This is a genomic window from Leptospira tipperaryensis (assembly GCF_001729245.1).
GTDB classification, from domain to species: domain Bacteria; phylum Spirochaetota; class Leptospiria; order Leptospirales; family Leptospiraceae; genus Leptospira; species Leptospira tipperaryensis.
This window is the reverse complement of record NZ_CP015217.1, coordinates 3,008,950-3,027,656: the sequence shown is the minus strand read 5'-3', so window position 1 is coordinate 3,027,656 and position 18,707 is coordinate 3,008,950. Positions and strand designations below refer to the sequence as shown.

General features: G+C 41.6%; 17 protein-coding genes. 12 read left to right on the top strand and 5 right to left on the bottom strand.

Annotated features, from left to right (window positions below; translation table 11 throughout):
* Positions 1–52 precede the first annotated feature (52 nt).
* The 4 genes from A0128_RS14095 (at position 53) to A0128_RS14080 (ending at position 3,264) form a co-directional block, all read left to right on the top strand.
* A complete protein-coding gene (locus A0128_RS14095; RefSeq protein ID WP_069608097.1) occupies positions 53–1,003 on the top strand; it encodes a tetratricopeptide repeat protein in 951 nt (316 codons plus the stop codon).
* Positions 1,004–1,067: 64 nt separating this feature from the next.
* Positions 1,068–1,985: a hypothetical protein gene (locus tag A0128_RS14090; protein ID WP_069608096.1), complete on the top strand. Its 918-nt coding sequence runs from the start codon at positions 1,068–1,070 to the stop codon at positions 1,983–1,985.
* Positions 1,986–2,288: 303 nt separating this feature from the next.
* On the top strand, positions 2,289–2,762 hold the full coding sequence (locus A0128_RS14085) for a hypothetical protein (RefSeq protein ID WP_069609307.1): 474 nt from the start codon (positions 2,289–2,291) through the stop codon (positions 2,760–2,762).
* A gap of 106 nt (positions 2,763–2,868) precedes the next feature.
* Positions 2,869–3,264, top strand: a complete 396-nt coding sequence (locus A0128_RS14080; RefSeq protein WP_069608095.1) for a TIGR04452 family lipoprotein — start codon at positions 2,869–2,871, stop codon at positions 3,262–3,264.
* A 50-nt stretch (positions 3,265–3,314) separates the two neighbouring features.
* Here the strand turns inward: A0128_RS14080 and rsx are convergent, their stop codons facing one another.
* Together rsx and A0128_RS14070 are read right to left on the bottom strand one after the other, a co-directional pair.
* Positions 3,315–4,382, bottom strand: coding sequence for an LIMLP_03685 family anti-sigma factor (gene rsx, locus A0128_RS14075; RefSeq protein WP_069608094.1), 1,068 nt, complete (start codon positions 4,380–4,382; stop codon positions 3,315–3,317).
* A 10-nt stretch (positions 4,383–4,392) separates the two neighbouring features.
* On the bottom strand, positions 4,393–4,932 hold the full coding sequence (locus A0128_RS14070; RefSeq protein ID WP_069608093.1) for an RNA polymerase sigma factor: 540 nt from the start codon (positions 4,930–4,932) through the stop codon (positions 4,393–4,395).
* A gap of 236 nt (positions 4,933–5,168) precedes the next feature.
* On the opposite strand from A0128_RS14070, the gene A0128_RS14065 reads away from it, so the two are divergent.
* From A0128_RS14065 to A0128_RS14050, 4 genes are all read left to right on the top strand, one after another.
* A complete protein-coding gene (locus A0128_RS14065) occupies positions 5,169–5,957 on the top strand; it encodes an LA_0442/LA_0875 N-terminal domain-containing protein (protein ID WP_069608092.1) in 789 nt (262 codons plus the stop codon).
* Positions 5,958–6,022: 65 nt separating this feature from the next.
* Entirely contained in the window at positions 6,023–6,739 is a 717-nt protein-coding gene (gene srp, locus A0128_RS14060; RefSeq protein ID WP_069608091.1) for a sigma factor SigX-regulated lipoprotein, read from the top strand.
* A gap of 187 nt (positions 6,740–6,926) precedes the next feature.
* The gene (locus A0128_RS14055) at positions 6,927–8,063 is read left to right on the top strand and encodes a nitrilase-related carbon-nitrogen hydrolase (protein WP_069609306.1); all 1,137 of its coding nucleotides are present in this window, start codon (positions 6,927–6,929) and stop codon (positions 8,061–8,063) included.
* Between the two features lie 51 nt (positions 8,064–8,114).
* Positions 8,115–8,648, top strand: coding sequence for a DUF773 domain-containing protein (locus A0128_RS14050; RefSeq protein ID WP_069608090.1), 534 nt, complete (start codon positions 8,115–8,117; stop codon positions 8,646–8,648).
* Between the two features lie 83 nt (positions 8,649–8,731).
* Here the strand turns inward: A0128_RS14050 and A0128_RS14045 are convergent, their stop codons facing one another.
* The gene (locus tag A0128_RS14045) at positions 8,732–9,724 is read right to left on the bottom strand and encodes an alpha/beta hydrolase (protein WP_069608089.1); all 993 of its coding nucleotides are present in this window, start codon (positions 9,722–9,724) and stop codon (positions 8,732–8,734) included.
* A 1,277-nt stretch (positions 9,725–11,001) separates the two neighbouring features.
* On the opposite strand from A0128_RS14045, the gene A0128_RS22150 reads away from it, so the two are divergent.
* From A0128_RS22150 to A0128_RS14030, 3 genes are all read left to right on the top strand, one after another.
* A complete protein-coding gene (locus A0128_RS22150; RefSeq protein WP_156781847.1) occupies positions 11,002–11,406 on the top strand; it encodes a hypothetical protein in 405 nt (134 codons plus the stop codon).
* A 248-nt stretch (positions 11,407–11,654) separates the two neighbouring features.
* A complete protein-coding gene (locus tag A0128_RS14035) occupies positions 11,655–12,215 on the top strand; it encodes a DUF2878 family protein (protein WP_069608087.1) in 561 nt (186 codons plus the stop codon).
* 219 nt (positions 12,216–12,434) lie between these two features.
* The gene (locus tag A0128_RS14030; RefSeq protein ID WP_069608086.1) at positions 12,435–13,238 is read left to right on the top strand and encodes a hypothetical protein; all 804 of its coding nucleotides are present in this window, start codon (positions 12,435–12,437) and stop codon (positions 13,236–13,238) included.
* 63 nt (positions 13,239–13,301) lie between these two features.
* Here A0128_RS14030 and A0128_RS14025 read toward each other — a convergent pair whose 3' ends face one another.
* Positions 13,302–14,477, bottom strand: coding sequence for a hypothetical protein (locus A0128_RS14025; RefSeq protein WP_069608085.1), 1,176 nt, complete (start codon positions 14,475–14,477; stop codon positions 13,302–13,304).
* Between the two features lie 36 nt (positions 14,478–14,513).
* Positions 14,514–15,323, bottom strand: coding sequence for an OmpA family protein (locus A0128_RS14020; RefSeq protein ID WP_245667161.1), 810 nt, complete (start codon positions 15,321–15,323; stop codon positions 14,514–14,516).
* Between the two features lie 222 nt (positions 15,324–15,545).
* On the opposite strand from A0128_RS14020, the gene A0128_RS14015 reads away from it, so the two are divergent.
* Positions 15,546–18,494 (top strand): DUF1554 domain-containing protein, encoded by a 2,949-nt coding sequence (locus A0128_RS14015; protein ID WP_069608084.1) that lies wholly within the window; start codon positions 15,546–15,548, stop codon positions 18,492–18,494.
* The last annotated feature ends 213 nt before the right edge of the window (positions 18,495–18,707 follow it).

The window sequence follows — 18,707 nt, the reverse complement described above, 5'->3', positions numbered from 1 at the left end:
TTAGAAATTTATAATTTTCTTAAAGAAGAAACGTCTATTCTAAACTAAAAAAATGATGAAGTTTCTAAACATTGTAGTTTTGATCTTCGTTCTTTTTTTGCAAGAGAATATATACGCCACACCTGACAGCGATTATGTGCCGGTGGCCGGCTACAAAAATAATCCCGATGCTATGAAATTGCGAAAATTCGCGGGGACTGAAAGACGGGTCGGTCTCAGGCTGATTCTAAACGGAATCGGTAAATCTGAATATTCTTACGCTCGACGGGCCGTTGTCGAAACTCTCCGGGACAACTCTTACTTTATCCTAAACGACCTCTCCGATCTAAAAAAAATAAAAACGCCTTCTCTAAAAGATCAAAGAGGCTCCAAGAAAAACTTGCACAAGAATCTTCTGATGACCTTTGTTTTGAATCGCTCGAAAACAAAGGATGGAAACGAGATTCTTTCTTTTAAAATGGATTGGAAGAATCTGGGAACCAAAGAACAGATTCATTTTGAATCCGGAAATCGGATCGTAGATAGAGAAATTCCTAATATTCAAAAATTGTTACGGAATTGGAAGTCGGAAATTCTTCCGATTCAGGACGTATTCTTTATCTCCGAATTGAGATGTGTTTCCAATGACAAAAAGACGACCCGATTTTTGGAGATAGGATGCAAAGCCTTGCTCCAAAAAGACCGGCATCTGGCATCGGCCAAAAAATATTGGAAGAAGGCCGAAAGAATTCGTTTGTCCGAGTACGATCAGGAATCGATCCGAAACAATTTAGGTTATTATTTTATTTCCATCGGAAATTTTAAAAAAGCGGAAGAATGTTTTATGGAAGCCGATTCTTTAGATTCTTCTACGGATTATCGAAAACATCGGTATCAATTGGAGGAAATACAGATCTTCCGAGAAAAATATCCTTATTATGGAGATCAAGGCGTTCTAAAAAATGAATCTCACATCTTCTCGTATCAAATAAAAGTTTTACAAGCCCTGAAAGCAAAAGCATAGAAAACTTTTTTCAATCTCGAAAGTTCTTGAAGGAGGTTTAGATTGTAGTAAGATCAAAGCCGCTATGATCCGATCAATTTTAATTCTTATCTTAATCGTTAATGTTTCTTTTTGTAAACAACCGAAACCTGCTTTAGATTCCTCGCAAACAGACCCGAAGGAAAAATTTCATAACTATTGGGAATCCGGAAAAGCGGAGATCGACAGTTACGAACTCAATCAGGTTCGTTACGGAGAAAATCATAAAGGCAAAGCCATTTTGATTTTTGTCACGGAAGATTTTTCCAAAACAAAACAGGTAAAACTAGATCAACCACAGGATAACAAAGAAGACGGAGCCAAGGTATTAAAACTCAATTTTGTTAAGAATTTTGTGACAGGGATCTACGCGTATTCCATGACCCTTTCCGTATTTACTCCCATAGACGTGGAAACGTATCCTAATAGTTTCAAAGAAGCGATGTCTTCTCAAGAATGGTGCGGCAACGTTTTTACTCAGTTGAATCTCGACAAGGATCGTTTTCGAGCGGAGTCGTATTCTTATTTTGAACAAGAGGGCGATCGAAAATTCTTTTTAAAAAAAGAATGGCTCGAAGACGAACTCTGGAATCGTATGAGACTCGATCCCGATCAGATTCCTCTGGGAGAATTGACATTGATCCCCGGACTCTTCCATGTAAGGCTCAATCACAAAGAATTAAAACCATTACGTGCGGCGATCTCAAAACAAAAACAAGAGGACGTTACTGTCTTTACGATTCGATATCTCGAAGAGGAGAGAACGTTAAAGATCAGAATTGAATCCCGTTTTCCATATAAGATTTTAGCCTGGGAAGAAACGTTTCGAGATTTTAACGGACATCTTATGACGACCTTTGCAACCTTGGAATCGAGTATTCTCAGCGATTATTGGAATCAGAATCATAACAAATTTCGAAATTTACGAAAAGAACTCAAACTTTCGGACGATTCGCTTTTCTAAAAAGGTCTTCACAAGTTGGAGAAAATTCTTTTCTAAACGGCGTGGAAGGATCGAAAAACACGCGATTCCATATATTCTAAAAATCTGAAATAGATTTCGATCCTTCGTTTCGACTTCTTGAGTTAGGCTTCCGTTTATTAAAGAGACTTTACAAATCGCCGATTTTGATCGGATAGACCATTTTTTGTATGAATCGATTCCAAACGGATTTTAAGGGGTTGTCAGCCTCGATAGTCCCGAGGACTCTGTGATTTAGTCGGACCTGAAAGTTGCTTTCGAACTTTGGGAACCACGGGAGGGAATGTGAACATTGAAATCGGAAAGGGATTGAACGGACTTTATTTTGGGATGTCTGTGGATGAAGTAAAGGCCAAGTTGGGAGAACCGGACGAGGTTTACAATTACGACTACGAAGGTTCACAGTCTACGGGGTTTGAATATTTCTCTCAAGAAGCTGAATACGAATTCGACGCGGACGAAGACAACAAACTCTACTCGATTACAATTTCTAATCCTTCGATCCTTCTCTATGGAAAACCGATCATCGGAGAATCCATCGAGACCATTCGAGCGCTTCTCGAAAAAAACGGAATCAGTGATTTGGAAGAAGACGACGAAGAACACGATCACGAGCATGATGATGAAGACGGGGAAGAAGGTGTGACTGCATTTTCGGATCAGTTGAATGCGATCTTTCAATTTGAAGAAAACGAATTGATCTTTTTTGGATTCAGTCCTCTTTTCAAAGACGACTCAATCGTCTGGCCGAAATACTAAAAGTAATAAACCGAACTACTTAGATTCAGTCGATCCGTATTATTTTTTTCGTAATTTGAATGGAATTTGGAAAAAATAAAGAATCGGGTCGTCTGATGAAGTGATCATGTTCGGAAAAACTAAAGCCTGGAATCTTCTTTTTCTTTTCTGGATCCTCTTTTACAATCATTGCGCTTATCTTAATATAAATCCTAGTCTTGTCACGGGAAAGGAAGCAAAGGATATCATTTCCGATCGACTTCTTGTCAGTCAGTTGGTCTATATCATGGGTCTTGCGGAAAGCGAACCGACTCGATCGGCTTCTTTGGCGGGCCTTACACTTACGATCGTAATTCCGGATTCTATGGGAATTGATGAAAAGAAAATGTATCAGAAAGACGCCGTTGACGAATGTGCGGACCGGATCTTTTTAGTTTCGATCGTTTCTACCGCGCTTTCCACATTTGTCTGCGACGCGAGCAACCCTCCCATTAGCATCCCGGTGATCAGTAAAAAATTGTAATTTAGAATATCCTAATGATCTAAATAATTTTTATCCTTTTCTTTAGGTTTTTATTGTACCAATTCCAATTCTAAAATTTCTTTTTTATCGATCTCTTTGCGGTTTCCTTCGGAATCGGTTAAGATATAAGAATTCTCGTTTTCTTCGACGGTCCCCAGATAGGTTTTTTTATTTTTTAGAGTGATTCTATAAACCGGATTTGCGGAACCCGAATCCATCTGGATCTCCTTTTTCAGATAAGAAATGGTTTCCGGATCGTGTTTCGAATCTTTATCGTTTAACAAACGTTTCGAATTTTCGGAAAGCCCCGAGTATTTTGCCTGATCACTTGCTTCCGTTTTTATTATCTTTAACTCCGAATCCATTGTTAGCTCTTGAGGATTTTCCGCCTCCAAGACGGAATAACCGACTAACGCATCGTAACTTTTACGATTTTCGGAAAGTCCTGTTTTTACTCGCACTCCGCCTTCTAAGACAAGAATTTGGTAACGTCCCGAACTCTTTTCTGAAATCAGGGTAAGTGTCGTGCCCAATAGCTCCGACTGAATTTTGTGAACCGTCGCACGAACCTTCGTGGAAGGATTTTTTTTGTGAGTCGAGAATATTACGATTCCAGAATTTAGTTGGAGAGAGAATGTTTCGTCATTTTTAGAGACCTCAAACTCGGTGTTCGGAAATACTCTCAAAATCAGACCCAACTCTCCTTCGATCTTGAAATCGCAAAAAGAATCATTTCCGGAATTGATTTTGAGGGTTTGTTTTTCATTTTCGACTTTGCAAACCCCTGTGACGACCGATCTTACGATTTCAAATTCTTGTTTGATCTCGCTAAAAAAGCGAAAGTAAACGGCAAAGGAAGAAATCAAAAAGAAGGAAGCAGCGACTAAGAGGCCGATTTTAAAATCGAAACTTCTTTTTTTAGGAAAGAATTCCGAGACATTTTGTTTTTTAGAAACGTCTTCGATCGATTCGATCTTGTGTTTGAGTTTCATCAGAGAGAAAAATTCTTTTTTGGATTTTTCGTTCGATAAGAATTCGGAAAGTTCGGATCTTGTCATTTCGTTGGCTAAGGCTTTTTGCATGCGCGTTCTTCGGCCGGAATATTTTTCGTTATCCATTTTTTACCTCCTAAATTTCCAAACCGAAATCAGATCTCTGCAATCTCAAACGCAATACGGTCAATGAAGCGTATGTTTTCCTATTTACCGTTCTCACCGAAATTCCAAGTAATTCCGCCGTTTCCTTGATCGTATGTTTTTTAATATAACGAAGCTGGATGATATTCTTTTCCAACGCAGGAAGATTTTCCAAGCTTTCTTTTAATAGATCCAGTTGAAAAGTTTCATCCTCATTTTCTCTTCCGTCTTGAGCGATCGACTCGATAAATTTTTGGGAATTTCCGATTTCCTTGTTCTGAGTCGAATTTTTCTTTCGCACCAGATCATAGAATTGATTTTTTGCAATCGTTATCATCCAAGAACTCTCACTTCCTTTGGAAGAATCAAAATTCTCCCAATGATGGAGCACTTTGATAAACGTTTCTTGACAGATCTCTTCCGCCTCTTCCCGAGAAGCGCCTTTGCTCATCAGGAATCGAAAGATCTTCTCGTAATTTCTCGAATACAAACCGTCAAAATCGAATGTTCTAACTTCGGAGTTTTCACTCATTCTAAAACAAATAACGAGATGACTGAAAGAAAAGTGCCAGCTAAAATCAAAAAAAAATTCTTTTTAAAACTTTTGTGAAGGAAAATAATTATTTCCTATTCCTAATTGGGGAGATTTGTACGACTCTTGACATCTTTTTTAAATTTCGAACGTTAGAGATCTTAATTGAGAGAAGTAGGGGCCGCCTTGATAACCGAGTTGACTTATGTAAAGCATTGGGTTTTTCTGTTTCGAGAATGCGAACCTTTACTCGCTTTTGCCCGCTTCTGATTTTTAGTTTATTGTTTTGTCTCGATCTGAGCGCCAAGTCGGTGCTCTTAAAGAATGGCAGAAGAATAGAAAACGTAAAGATTAAACCAGTAGCGAACGGTTTCGAAATCTCTCATCCGAACGGCAAAATTGAAAGCATTCCTCTTTCGAAGGTTCTAAAAATATTTGTTTCCGATGACGTTCCCAAGTCGGCTCGAATTCTTGAACCGAATTCAAAAACAGAAATAATTAACAAAGAAGCTTCCTCCTCTAACAATCTATCGGAAACAAAGCCGAAAAAATCCGGTGTTGCCGTTTTCTCCGAAGGATTGATACCGGGTTGGTCTCGGATGGCTCGGTCCGATTCTTATTCCGTCAAAGGTTTGGGATTTTTTTTCATTCTCGCCGAACTCTTTCTCGTTCATAAAAATTATCTCTATTTGAATTCCGTGGAGTCCCTGGATAAAAGTCGTCATCCGATTATGCCTCCTCCTTACGTCTTCCTTGCCTTGGCCTCGGGAAGCACGAACCTTTTGCTAACTGCCCTTGTAAATAATTCCTATTCCGAGTCGCATAAGATTCGTTTGACGAACGGTCAAATCCTACAGAAGGGACGTTATGAACAAGAGAAGGAAGCCTATCTTTCCGCCTTTGTTTTTGTTTTGCTTATGGATGCTTTTTTCGGTTATAAATTCGAAGACTGGACGTTCGTTCCGAAAATGAATGTCTCCGTTCAGACGAAAGAAATTTCTGCCGGAGTTGCGATTCGATTTTAATTTTTTTCTGGCACAAGTCCGTTCCTTCTTTCGTAAGCTGGTCAGTCCATTAGGAGGATTCGATTATGCTTTTAAAAAAAATTTCAGTAGCGCTTGTTCTTGCGCTCTTTTTTGCTCAATGCAACAGTAAGGGGAATTCATCTTCGGATGATCAAAACCTGCTTCTGCTTGCGGCGATTGCGCCTAAAAATCCCGGCGTTTCCGGTTTGTACGCTTCCCTAAATCTCAATAACGGCGGTGGCGGCGGAGCGGGAAATTATTCGAACGGAAGTGTTTCGCCTTTTGTGGTCGTGAGCCAAACTCAGAATTGTCCAAGAGGCGGAAGTGCTACAGTTTCCGGAGACATTACGTTTAACACAGTCGGTGCGACCACTACGATTCAGCTGAACGGCGTCAAGGCGGTTTATACGTCTTGTTCTTTTATCGCTCCTTTAATCGAATCGTCTGAAAACTCATCCACCGTCGTTCTGTTGGACGGAGAACTTTTACAAGATTTCTCATTGTCTCAAACCGTAGATCCTTCTTCCACGGCCTCGCTTTACAAAGTGACTGCTAGCGGAACTCAAAGACTTCGTTCTAGCAATTACAAAGTGAACGGATATCTTTTTCCAACATTTGACGTTACGTTCACTCGAAACAATTCGAAGCTGACCTTGGAAAACATGAGCGACCTTGACAATGCTTACATTTCCGTCGACGAGACCGTCCATGTTTCGGGAACCATCGGAACCGAAACGATAAGTAAAGACTACTCATATAAGTCGAGATATAGATTTAAGTGATTCAAGCAGCGTCGAGGAAGTTCTTTTCCTCGACGGGTTTCTCATCCTCTTCGCATCTTGTCGGCCTCCGCGTTAAAACCATCATGAGTGAGAAGGAGAGTTTCAGCGATAAGTCTCGCGCATTTCCCGGTTTTGATTTAAAAAATAGAGTTGAGTGAAATCAAAAAGAGAAGCAACTTGTCTTGCGATGATTCTTACAAAACGATTTCTCATTGGTTCTTTGATTTTTCTTTTTAGTTTTTATACGATCTGGTCCAATACAGGAAGATCTCCTTCCGAAAACTCCGTCCAAACTCGTCTGGAAAGAACGTTAGACGACGGAGAGGACTTTGCTAAGGGAAACCTTTTAGGAATTCAACCTTGGATGTTACAAGAAGACTATTCGAGCGCCGATCGGTTTCGGGAAAAGATAGAATCTTATCTCGTCCTCGCTCAGAAGAGAGGTTTTCTAAATCCAAAGACGATCGTCGTCCTTCCTGAATATTTGGGGACTTGGCTTGTGGTCTCGGGGGAAAAGGAATCCGTCTACGGCGCGGATCGGATTCAGACGGCAATGGAGAATCTGGTCCTGAGTAATTTTTTTTCTTTTATCTGGAACTGGGTCCAAGCGAAAGGGGAGGACCGAGTTTCCGATGCGATCTTTCGGATGAAGTCAAAAGATATGCTCTTCGCTTATCAAAATGCCTTTTCGACACTTTCCAAAAAATATTCTCTTACGATCGTAGCCGGTTCCATTCTTCTTCCCGAACCTTCTGTAGAAGGAGGTATCATAAGAATCGGGAGAGGGCCTTTACAAAACGGATCCTTTGTTTTTCTTCCGGATGGCAAGGTCGCTGAGAATTCTTCCTTAAAAATTTATCCCGTGGACGACGAAAAGCCCTTTGTCCGAGCTTCTTCTCTTCAAGATCTCAAAACAATATCCACACCCGCGGGCAAGATCGGGATTTTGGTTTGCGCGGATTCCTGGTATCCGGCGGTCTACGAAACATTCAGAAAACAGAATGTGAATATAATCGTCGTTCCGTCTTTTGTTTCTTCAAATGGGGCTATGGATGAAGTCTGGAAGGGTTATAACGGTTCGGAGAACCCTTCCGATATTCAAAAAGGCGATATTGGAACGATTCGAGAAGGTGAAGCTTGGTTGAAATACGCTTTAGCCGGGAGAATCTCGAAGTCCGGAGCCTCTTTTGGGATGAACGTATTCTTAAGGGGGGAGCTCTGGGACTTGGGTTCGGATGGAGAAACGATCTTTTTAAGCGATTCTCACGCGAAGACTCAGCCTCGAATACACGGTGCGAGCATCGTAAATCTTTGGTTGCATTGATCAGAAAAATTTATTTCTTGAAAACTCTCAAGAAAGAATTCTCTTAGTCGCATGTCTCATTCTAACTTTGAAGTCTTCTCAGAAAACTTTGTAAACAAACACAAACAAGCTTCCTTAGGAAAGTGGTTCGGTCTCGAATCCCTTAACTTAGACGGAAAGCCCTTCGGAGCTTTCTTCCAAGGCGAGCTCGTTCTAAAACTCGGCGCGGAGAAAATCTCCGAGATCATCGAACGTTATCCAGGCGCGAAACTTTTCGATCCTTCCGGTAAGGGAAGAGCGATGAAAGATTGGCTTCAGATTCCGAATGAATTTCAAGAGGATTGGGATTCTTTATCGGATAGCGCCGTTCTCTTTGCACTTTCTAATCTGGGCGCTGCTCCTAAAAAAGCGACCGTGAAGAAGGCAGTGAAAAAGAAAGCTTCCGCTAAGAAAAAGAGCGCTCCTAAGAAGAAAGCGGCAAAGGCTAAAAAGTCTGCTGCTAAAAAGGCTAAACCGAAAACTAAGGTGAAACCTAAGACCAAGAAAAAGGTCGTGAAGAAAAAAGCGCCGAAGAAAAAGGCAGCCGCTAAAAAACGGAAGAAGTAGGCTTCTTGATGTTTGTAAACCTCGCGGAATCCAAGAGGTTTACAAACATACATTCGTAAATTTTAATCCGAATTAAAATTCTGTTATTTCGTTTCCGGCAAAACTTTCCTGATAAATTCCTCTGTTTCTTTGAGGATTGTTTCCTTATCACTTACCATATATTTGGAAAAAAGGACGTGATCTCCTTTTTCTAAACGAACCGCTTTGTTAAAAGAACTCGCCTTTCCATTCTTCTGAATCTTATCAAATGCGTTTAACATCGATTTTACGGAAGCGGACTTGTCTTGTTCCTGATCGTTTTTGAAATAATAGAACATCAAAACGGGAGAGGTTATCTTTGAAAAAGGATCCGAATTGAGAACAAACTCTCTCAAGTCGGAAACATTTTGAACCGCCGCGAGATATTGGTCTCGATACCAGAATGCACTGGCAGGATCTCTCTTCTGTTCTTCCGTCGACTTTCTAATTTTGCCAAGAAGGAGATGTCCGAATTCTTTTCCCCAAGAGAATTGATAGAGTCCTCCGAATGGATTTGTAAAATCGTAGAAGGGGGAAGCCAAAATTAAGACGTGAACTCTGTCAGGATATTTCGCGGCCAAATACGTGGAGATCAAACCGCCCATACTCGTTCCGATAAGAACCGTTTTTTTTCCGAGTTTTTCGGATTCTAAAAAAGCGGTCTCGGCATCTTGCAGAATCTGATCGAAGCCAGTGTCTCTATGATCTTCTAAGTTGGTTCCGTGTCCGGGGAGACGAAGATAGTAGAGGTTTGCTTTGAGATCCTTCGCGAGTTTATCAGTTACTTCTTCACCTTCCGCGCGCGAGGCTCCAAAGCCGTGAATATAAAGAATTGCGATTTCCGTTTTTCCGGGAGAATAACGAACCAATTTTTCTTCGTTTCCGGGCCTTGCTTTTTTTGAAAGGCTGATCTGAAGTTTTTCTTTATAATAACTATCAAAGTCGGAATGCAAGGTGGTCGGTTTGTATTCGTATTTAGGAATTTCCGCGTAAAAGGTTACTACGAGGAAAAGGGCAAACGCTCCCAATATTCCAAGTGCCCACTTAAGTATCTTCATCTCTGTTTTTCCCTCTCTGTTCGAATGGAACAATTCAACCGATTGGATTCTTCTCTGCAATTAAAATATGTCGCTCGTTGGGAGGCTAAGCCGTCTATAAACGGGAATCTGCGTTGCACCAACGATCGCGAGAAAAGAAGAGTTCTTTCAGGTCTTACGTTGTTTGCAGCCTGTATAAAGGTTTTACATAGCACGGGCATCGTCCGAGTAGCAAAGCCATCTTGCAGAGAAAGGGTGATAGACGAAGTTCGTATAAACGTTCGAGCTAAACTAACGCTTTCTGAGAAAGAAGGAAATTGTCGAGTTAGGCGAAGTTCGTATAAGCGCGGAAATCGAACTTTGTGGCTCATACTGGAGCTGTTTTCGGGATTAGGTGAAGTTCGCATAAACCCGCGAAGGATCGCATACTTAGCGATGCGAAACTATATTTGGAATCATTTGAACTTCGCATAAACCTCAATCGAACTTTGCCGTCCACACTGGAGCGAAATTATACGAAGTTCGTATAAACACGCGAAGGATGTCCTTTTCAGAAAGTGTAAATCGGAGTTACAGATCTTTAACGACGTTTTTACATAAGAATCGCGAAGCTTGAGTCGCAGGATTTTCGGAATTACTCGAAGTTCGTATAAACGCGCAAACGATAACATCTTTAAAAATGTGAAACCTTATAAAGAATTATACGAACTTCGTATAACTCTTAAAAACAAACTTTGTCGTCTCCTCTGAAGTCATTTTCTGAAATTATGCGAAGTTCGCCTAAACGCACAAAAAATAACGTTTCATTAAAAATGTGAAACCTTATAAAGAATTATACGAACTTCGTATAGCCTCCCAAAATCAAACTTTGTAGTCTCCTCTGGAGTCGCTTCCCGAAATTATGCGAAGTTCGCCTAAACGCGCAAACGATAGCATCTCTTAAAATACAAAACTTTATAAAAATCACCTGAACTTCGCCAAATTCTACGTTGAGACGTCCTCTTCCGAATCGATGTATTACAAAAAAAGAACGGAACTCCCATGATTCGCAAAGACTGAATTCTCCGCCTTTAATTCTTCTTCTGTTCCAATGGCGATAAAAAATCTCTATCCTAGTTTTTCGGCTTTTAGGTTAAAGTCGGCATGATGCTACTGGCCTGAATCCGGAGAATGATGATCTAGAACATTCTAATTTATTTAATTAGAATATATTAAATAAATAATTGACACAAATGAATATAAATATCCATACTGTGCCCGTTTTCCATTTTAAGGAAAGAAGGAACAAGGAGCAGAATATGAAAAATCTCATAAGACTTATGTCTATACTTATATTGATTTTTGCAATCCAATGTAAGGACTCAAGTAATGAATTGAAGGAATCGAGACGACAGTTGGATGGAAATTGGGTTTTGGTAGGCAGTTGTATTGATGGAGGCCCTACGCCAAAGTCATGGTTAGAAATTTCGGGAGTTAACGTGCGTTCTTGTTCCGAAAACGGAGGAGCATACAGCACACTCAAAGGAACGCTTGTAAAGTCTTCAATAGAAGGAAACTATCGAATTGATTGGGAAAATTCATACAATCAGAACGCTCAATATCCAGTCGGTGTATTAAAATTATTATCCTTAGAGTCTCAGTCCGGCTCGGATTGTTACACACAAAATCCTCAATTTCCTCCACCCGGCGCTTGTAACAAGTAGTTTGGATTTGACTCAGCAGTTTAAAATGTTGTGCATTCCAAATGCGCAACTTCACTCCTCTAACAAGACTCTCTTGTGAATTTAATAAACCGACATTCTTAAAATTTCGGTTTATGACCTTATCATAAAATTGGAAACGTAGAAAGCGAAGTTCGATTCTTAGGAATTGATTGCGCTGAAGACGGATTCCGTTAAATTCGGTCGCGAAAATCGAAAGATGCTAAAAGTTCCATTTATAGGAGAATCGGATGTTATCTCTGAATCTAAGAATCCAGGAAAATTATAAACGGTTGATCGTCGTTTTAATATTAGGCGGAATTGGCCTTGCAGTTTGCGATCAGATTCATGTACAATACGGAGTTCTAAAATACTTTCATGTCGGCTTCTGGGGTCAGGCTTGGTGGGTCGCTCCTCAATTCTTACTTGCAACTTTTTTTATGTATTTAGGAGTTCTCTTTTTTCGAAAAGAGATGGATGAATTTCAAACCAAAGAATTTCTCATTGGCGTCCTTTTGTTTGGAGCCGCTTACTTTGCGAGCGGGCTTTTTGCAACGTATCCATATTGGCTCGCCGCTTCTTATCTGTTTTTTTGGATTTTTAGAATTTCCATTGCGAAAGAAAGAAAACAATTGGCTTTGTTCTCTATTTTTCTTGCGATTGCGGGAACATTGATGGAAGGAATGATTTCCAGAGCCGGTCTATTTATTTACACACAACCTGATTTTCTTCTGGTTCCGATTTGGCTTCCCGGGTTGTATCTTCACGGAGCTCCTCTCATCTGGAGTCTTGTTTCTTGGATCCGAAAGTAAGCTAAAGAATGGGATGCCTTATTGAATGAAATTGTTATATCCGATTTTTCTTGGGGATCAGACAGGTCCATGAGTACAAAATTTAATTCTAAAATAATCAAGAATCTTTTTTGATATAACAAGGTTGTGTTTACGTTCCTATTTTTACATTAAAAACATATTATTGTTGTCTTATGTTTCTAATTTTCTTACTTGTTTTAAAAAAAGTAAGTAGGAAAAATGAAAACTCTAAAATTAGTTTTATTGATTGTGTTTGGCTTATTGGCCTTCGAAATCGTAGCGCAGGAAAAATCCCAAACTTCAGATAGGCCGAGTGGAAGTTATGAAAATAGCAATTGGTCGATTCAATACGGTTTTGGAGCTGGTAGTGCCAAATATACGGTCCCGTCTCAGGATTCCAGCAGCGCTTTGTTGCCTTTGCTTCTAACTTCTTCGTCCACTTCCTCAAATAATCTACTTCTTCCGTTATTGTTATCTTCCGGTTCTTCGAAGGATTCTTATTCTGGCTCCACGTATCATGGAAGATTTTTTGCAGAATATCTGCCCGGCCATGTCGGATTATTGTTTGGAATGTCTAGCACCGTTTTCGATCTGAAATTAAAACAAAGCGCAATGGATCAACTTGCTCCTTTGTTGACAATCCAGGCTCTTTTTTCACCAACGTCGTCCTCTTCTTCCACGGCGGCATCAACTTCCATTCTTTATCTTCTTCCGCTTTTGACTGGAGGAACGGATACTAAAATACAAGATACCATAACTTACTTTGATGTTGGACCGACCTTTCACGCTCGTCCCCGTAAAACATTTGATCCTTACTTTGCGTTGGGAATTGGAGCAGGAAGTTGTTCCGGGAATTGTTATTCTTACAGAGGGTTTGCTAAATTAGGTTTGCGAGTAAACTTCGGAGGAGGTTATCTCTTCTTGGAAGCCGAACAATCGCAATCAGAAGTTCGTATCGGAAAGATTTCTTCCGATCCGATTCAAAACCAGATCGGTATCTTTGGATTCGGATTGTATCTCTAATCCGAGTTTTTTTCAAAATAGATTTCTTTTGGAATGATCGTATGTTTTTCCAAAGGGAATCTCTCAGTAAATCTGTCCGTCTTCCAGATGGAAGGAAACCCCGGGCATAATATAGATTTCGTTTATAGTCTGTTTATAACTTGAGGAAAGTTCTGAAAAACCGATTCCTTGACTTCCCGCCGTATAATCTGCTCTTGCAATAGAACCCACAGTATCACCGAAGTAGGAATTGTATTTTCTTTTGATATCTTGACGGACAATCCCTATGTCTAAGGAAAATCTACAATATCTCAAAGAAGCTTCCAACATAAAGATCGTCCCCGTATCTTTTGCATTTCCCGCGTAGATGGGAATTGCACCGAGATAAGTTCCTTGTCCGCTCGCATTTTGTTGTTCCAAGACTTGGGAACCAAAGAGAGAGAAATTTCCTTTTCGATTTAAAAGTTCGAAGCGAGATCGAATTTCCAACCAAGGAAAAACTTTTGCCTTCATAAAAATTCCTGGAAGAATTCCGGACATTGTATATTCCGCGTTCACGCTTCCACCGATGCTCCATGTGACCTGATTCGGATTTACGTTAGTCTCTCTTGTTACGGAATAGGAGCCGAAGCTCACCTCGTTTCTTTCCGAATAACGATGGATTCCGATGGAAGGTCCGATCATAAGCCAACTCAAGATCGGATGTGTATAAGAAAGTCTTAATGTTTTCGAAACTCCTCGGAAGTTGATCAATCTTTTTCCTTCAAACGCGGATGCGTAGTATCGATCGGTTCTCGGAGAAAGAAAATTCACGGAAGCCGGATTCTCCCTTCCATATTTACCGGAAATGCTATCCTGACTCAAGATGAGATCGATTTTATTCTTCCATCCGTAAGAGATGTCTGCGTGTTGAGAGAAGATATCCAAATTCTTAGCTTCCGTATAAGGGATCGCGAGGGGAGCTCCGGGATCGTTGATCTGCCTAAATAAGGAATTTTTCAACCAAGAGGGTCCGGTTTCATCCAGGATCGCAGGGCTCAGATCTCCCATTCCGGCTCCGAGTCTAAAACGAAGTCTATGATCAAAAGATTCCAAATAGCGCTGCATCGACTTTCCGGAAATCGAGGAAGCTGCTTTCGAATTCTGTCCGGAATCTCCTTCGAGAGTCGGGTTTGGCTTCGTTTCGGTCTGCGCGTATAGAATCAAATTAGAAAATAAGAATATTAGAATAATGATAATTTTGTTTCGAGTCGTTTTCAATGAATCGTTCCTTAAGAGATTTGTATCGTTTCTTTTTTAGAGAACGAGACGGACTGTGCCGACGTAGATTTCGGTTCTTCTGTTTCTGGGTTCTGCGAGCATCGTGTCTACGATCTTGAATTTATCGGCGTAGCCGTCGACTTCTCCGAATCTGTTTTCAGGAAGATTATGTTTTCTTGATAGTTCCGATTTTACCGAATTGGCTCTCGCCTTACTGAGTGTTAGGTTGGCGTAAAAATAACCGACGCTGTCCGTATGTCCGCCGACTCGAACTTTTGTTTCGGGGTAGGCGTTCATCGCGTCTGCGATTTTTTCGATCAGAAGTTTTGCGGCAGGGGTCAAGGTTGCTTTGCCGGAAGGGAAGGAAACGTCTCCGTCGATTAACAAAAGAATCTCTCGAAGTTTTTTATTCTCGTCTGTGACTCTCTTTAAGGCGATTCCCTTTGTTTCCAATCCGTCTGCGACGGTATCAAACTTGGTCCCGCTGTATTCGAAGTCGGCTTTGATACCGGTAAAAACTTTTTCTAAATAATTAGGAGTTCCTAAATCATCTAACGCACCTTCGGGTAATCTTCCTAACGCTTCTTCTCGCGATCCGCTTTCTACTGGTACGGAACTGGCGGGCGGACAACCGCAAAACTTTCGAAAGGCGGAAGAATTGGTAAAATCTTTGACGTTCGATGAGAATCCGGAACAGGAAACCGCAAAAAGAAGAATCCAGAGAAAAAAGAATCCTCTTTCGAAGGGCTTTTTTATTTTCATCGGAGAATTCTTCCATAAGGAAAGAATCATGTGTTTTGTTTGATCTTGAGCGCTGTCACCCGAGAGTTTAAGAGTTCGTTTCATTCTGATTCCGAAGTGTATATTCAATATATTTAATGCAGATTCTCGGGCGGGAATTTGGAGGTTTTCCTTTTATGAGAATTTCATACTAATTTATTTAGTCTTTTCGACGTAATATTTAAAGAAAACTAACGTTTTCGACGAAAAAAAATAGTCACAACGGTTGATTCTTCGGGCTTCTTTCGTCGGACTAAGCATACATTCCAATTTTGGATTTTAAGCTTCATGATTAAAGAGACTCGCATTCCATTCCTTTCTTCCGTTCTTTCTAAAGTTCTTCTTTTTCAACTTTGTTTTTTGCTTCTCATTTCACAGACGTTTTCTTGTAAAAAGGTGAGTGATGCGGCAAGTTATGCGCTCTTTGGAATCAGCGAACAACTGACCAATATCTTGAACACCCCCACCGGTCTTCCGATTTCTCTTCCTGCGGGTTTGGTGGCGGGTTGTCCTTCCGGAACTTCCAGTTCGATTCTTACGATCGGAAACTGTTTCGACGACGGTAAGGATAAGTCGATTTCGGGTTTTATCGTTACAAAGTCCGGAGGTTCTTCCTGTTCGGCTCCCGAGATCTACAGTCCTACGATCGCTCTTAATTCTTTGCTTTCCTCTTTGGCAAACGATTCTACTTCCGCGGAATCGCCTCCTCCTTCTCCAACGTTTGCTTCTTACAGTTTGATCAATCTTGGTTCCGTTACGAGTGGAGCTCAATCTGCGAGATTCATTCTCCAGACCGATCAGCAAAGGACTACGGAATGGGTTCGGAATGAAATTCAAAAAAAGATCTTTAACGATAGTTCGCAAAACATCGGTTCTACGAGCGGCGCTTCGACGGATACTTCTTTTATCGTTACGATCCGAGTAACCGCTACGGGTTCTAGTTGTACGGCGACGGTCGATTCAAAATACGAAGTGACCGTTGTGAGAGCGGGGGCTTGGGATCTTTATTCTTCTCTCGTGGATGGGAATCTGGGAGGAGGCGGGTCTTCGCCTCCGGATTTAAGAAACGTTTCCTGCACTTGGAGAGAAACACTTCCAACAAAGGCTCCCCCGAAAGCTGACTTTTTATTTGTAATCGACAACTCGGATACGATGACTCCGATTCAAACCGCGATCAAGAGTAAGATGCTCGCTTTCTTCGATCGGGTTTCGACCGTCGGACTCAACGCAAGAATCGCCGTGATTACTACTGACAGTTGGAAGCTTCAGTCTCCTTCCGGGGACAACGGGGTCTGGTTGGACGTGAGTTCTTCTACGGATCGAACTACGTTTACAGATACGTTAAACGCCATTGGTAACAACGGTGGTCAATTCGAGTCCGGTATTTTTATGGCGACCCGCGCCTTGATGGACAGTTCTTCCGGAGGCACTCGTTGCTCGGGAGCGCAGCCGTATTGTTCTTCAAGCGGAAGAACAACGAATGGAGACAAGTGTTCGATCACCTCCGTCGCTTCGGAAGATCCTTGTAACGGAACAAACCAGAACGCTTGGAGTAAAAAAGTCGCTTTGGGAAGAACTTCGGTTCCGACCGCGGTGATCATCATCACCGACGAAGGAGATATGTACAATCACTGGGATAGTTTCAATGCGAACTTCGGAGCCACCACGACTCCTTGGGGGCCTTTGGATTCTCCTTCTTCCTTTCCTGCTACGAGATCGGTTACGTTTCCAACGAGCCCCTTGTATTACAATGCGGGAAGTGCGGGAACTCCCGTTCTCGGAAGTGGAAGAACCTACACGGACTACTTGGATTCTTTGAGAAACACTTCGACGGGAGCTACGGGAAGTGCTTCGATCAATACGATCTTAAACCTTTTCGCAGACCGCGCGAACACGAAGGTATATGGAATCATAGCGCTCAACTCGCAGAGCAACGATTATACAACGATCGACACCGCAAAAAGTATCGATCCATCGGCTTATTCTACTATTACTCTTACCAACTTTCATACAAAGACTGAAGTCTTTTGTAAGGGAGAAATTACGAGTTCCACACAATGGGCGACGAGCGGGCAGGTCGCGCACTATAGAACCCTTGCAAACATCGGAAATACGACTCTTACCAATCAACTCTTAAATACTCCGAACAACTTGGGTCGAGACGATATGGTCTATTCTTTAAAAGATATCGCGACTACGAGCGGAGGAGGCGTGACTTCTCTTTGCGGAACCTCGGTTAGTATTAGCAATTACTTAAATTCGATCGTTGACAATATGGTCGCGCTCCAAGGCGGATATCCATTAGGAAAATATGATGCTACTTGGAACCGGACCTTTACTTCCGGAAATCCGAATACTGCTTTGTTTCCGACAGGAAGCGCTCCCGTTACCGGAAATATCAGTCCGGGAAGCGTGAAATTGTATGCGATTCCCAATACAAGAAACATCGACGGAACGGATTTTATCGCAGCGAACGTTGTTCCGACCGGAACTCAAACTGCGACTAACGCAACCGGTTTTAGTTATACGATGATCAACGGAAATCTTGTTTTTACAAAGTATCCCGGGTTTACCGATCTTCCGACCAGTGCGAGCGGAAACCGAATCCTCGGCTTAGAATATAAATATACCTGGAAGGACACGACCACCGCCGGAAATACGAATACGACCGTGGGAAGTGTTGCAAATTGTCCCGCGTATCCGATCGCATCGTCGGATACGACGGCGCCCGTAACTCCGGTTGGCAGAAGAATTTTCGTTTCAGCAAGCACGCATAACGGTAACTTTGGAGCCGATGCGAACGCGGTCGTAACAACGGCCGACGCCCTTTGTAACGCGGATGGAAACAAACCATCAACCGGAACCTACAAAGCGCTTTTGTGGGTGGGAACTCTTCGAAATCCAAGCACGACGGATTGGCCTTTGAAATCGAAAGTCGCCTATTTTCAGTCGGGGGACAATCGAACTTGGGTCGGAACTACGGACGTAAATAAAAAGTTTCCATTCCCTCTTGTTGCCGGAACCGGGAGCGCCGCGGACGGAATCTGGACTGGAATCGACATAACTGGTACCGGACCTTGGACTTGGTCGGAAGACGCGAATACTTGTAATGGATTTACGAGTACGGCGGGAACTGGTTCTACAGGAATCGCGAACTCAACGAGCATCACCGGTTTGGACGACAACGCGGGAGACAGTTGTAACAACACGAAAAAGATCTACTGCGTCGAACAATGAACCCGGAAAATTTTGATTTCATTTTTACGGACAAAGAAAGTCGGAACGAAAAAAACTTGAAATCGGACTTAAAGTCCCCGTGAGATAGAATTTACGGGGACATTCTGTTCTAACGAATTCTAAAGTAGTAAATTTGAATATTCTAGGATTCTTAAGTTTGAATTGAATTCGGTTTTAAAGCCTAAGACACGACGAAAACGGTTTGAAAGAATT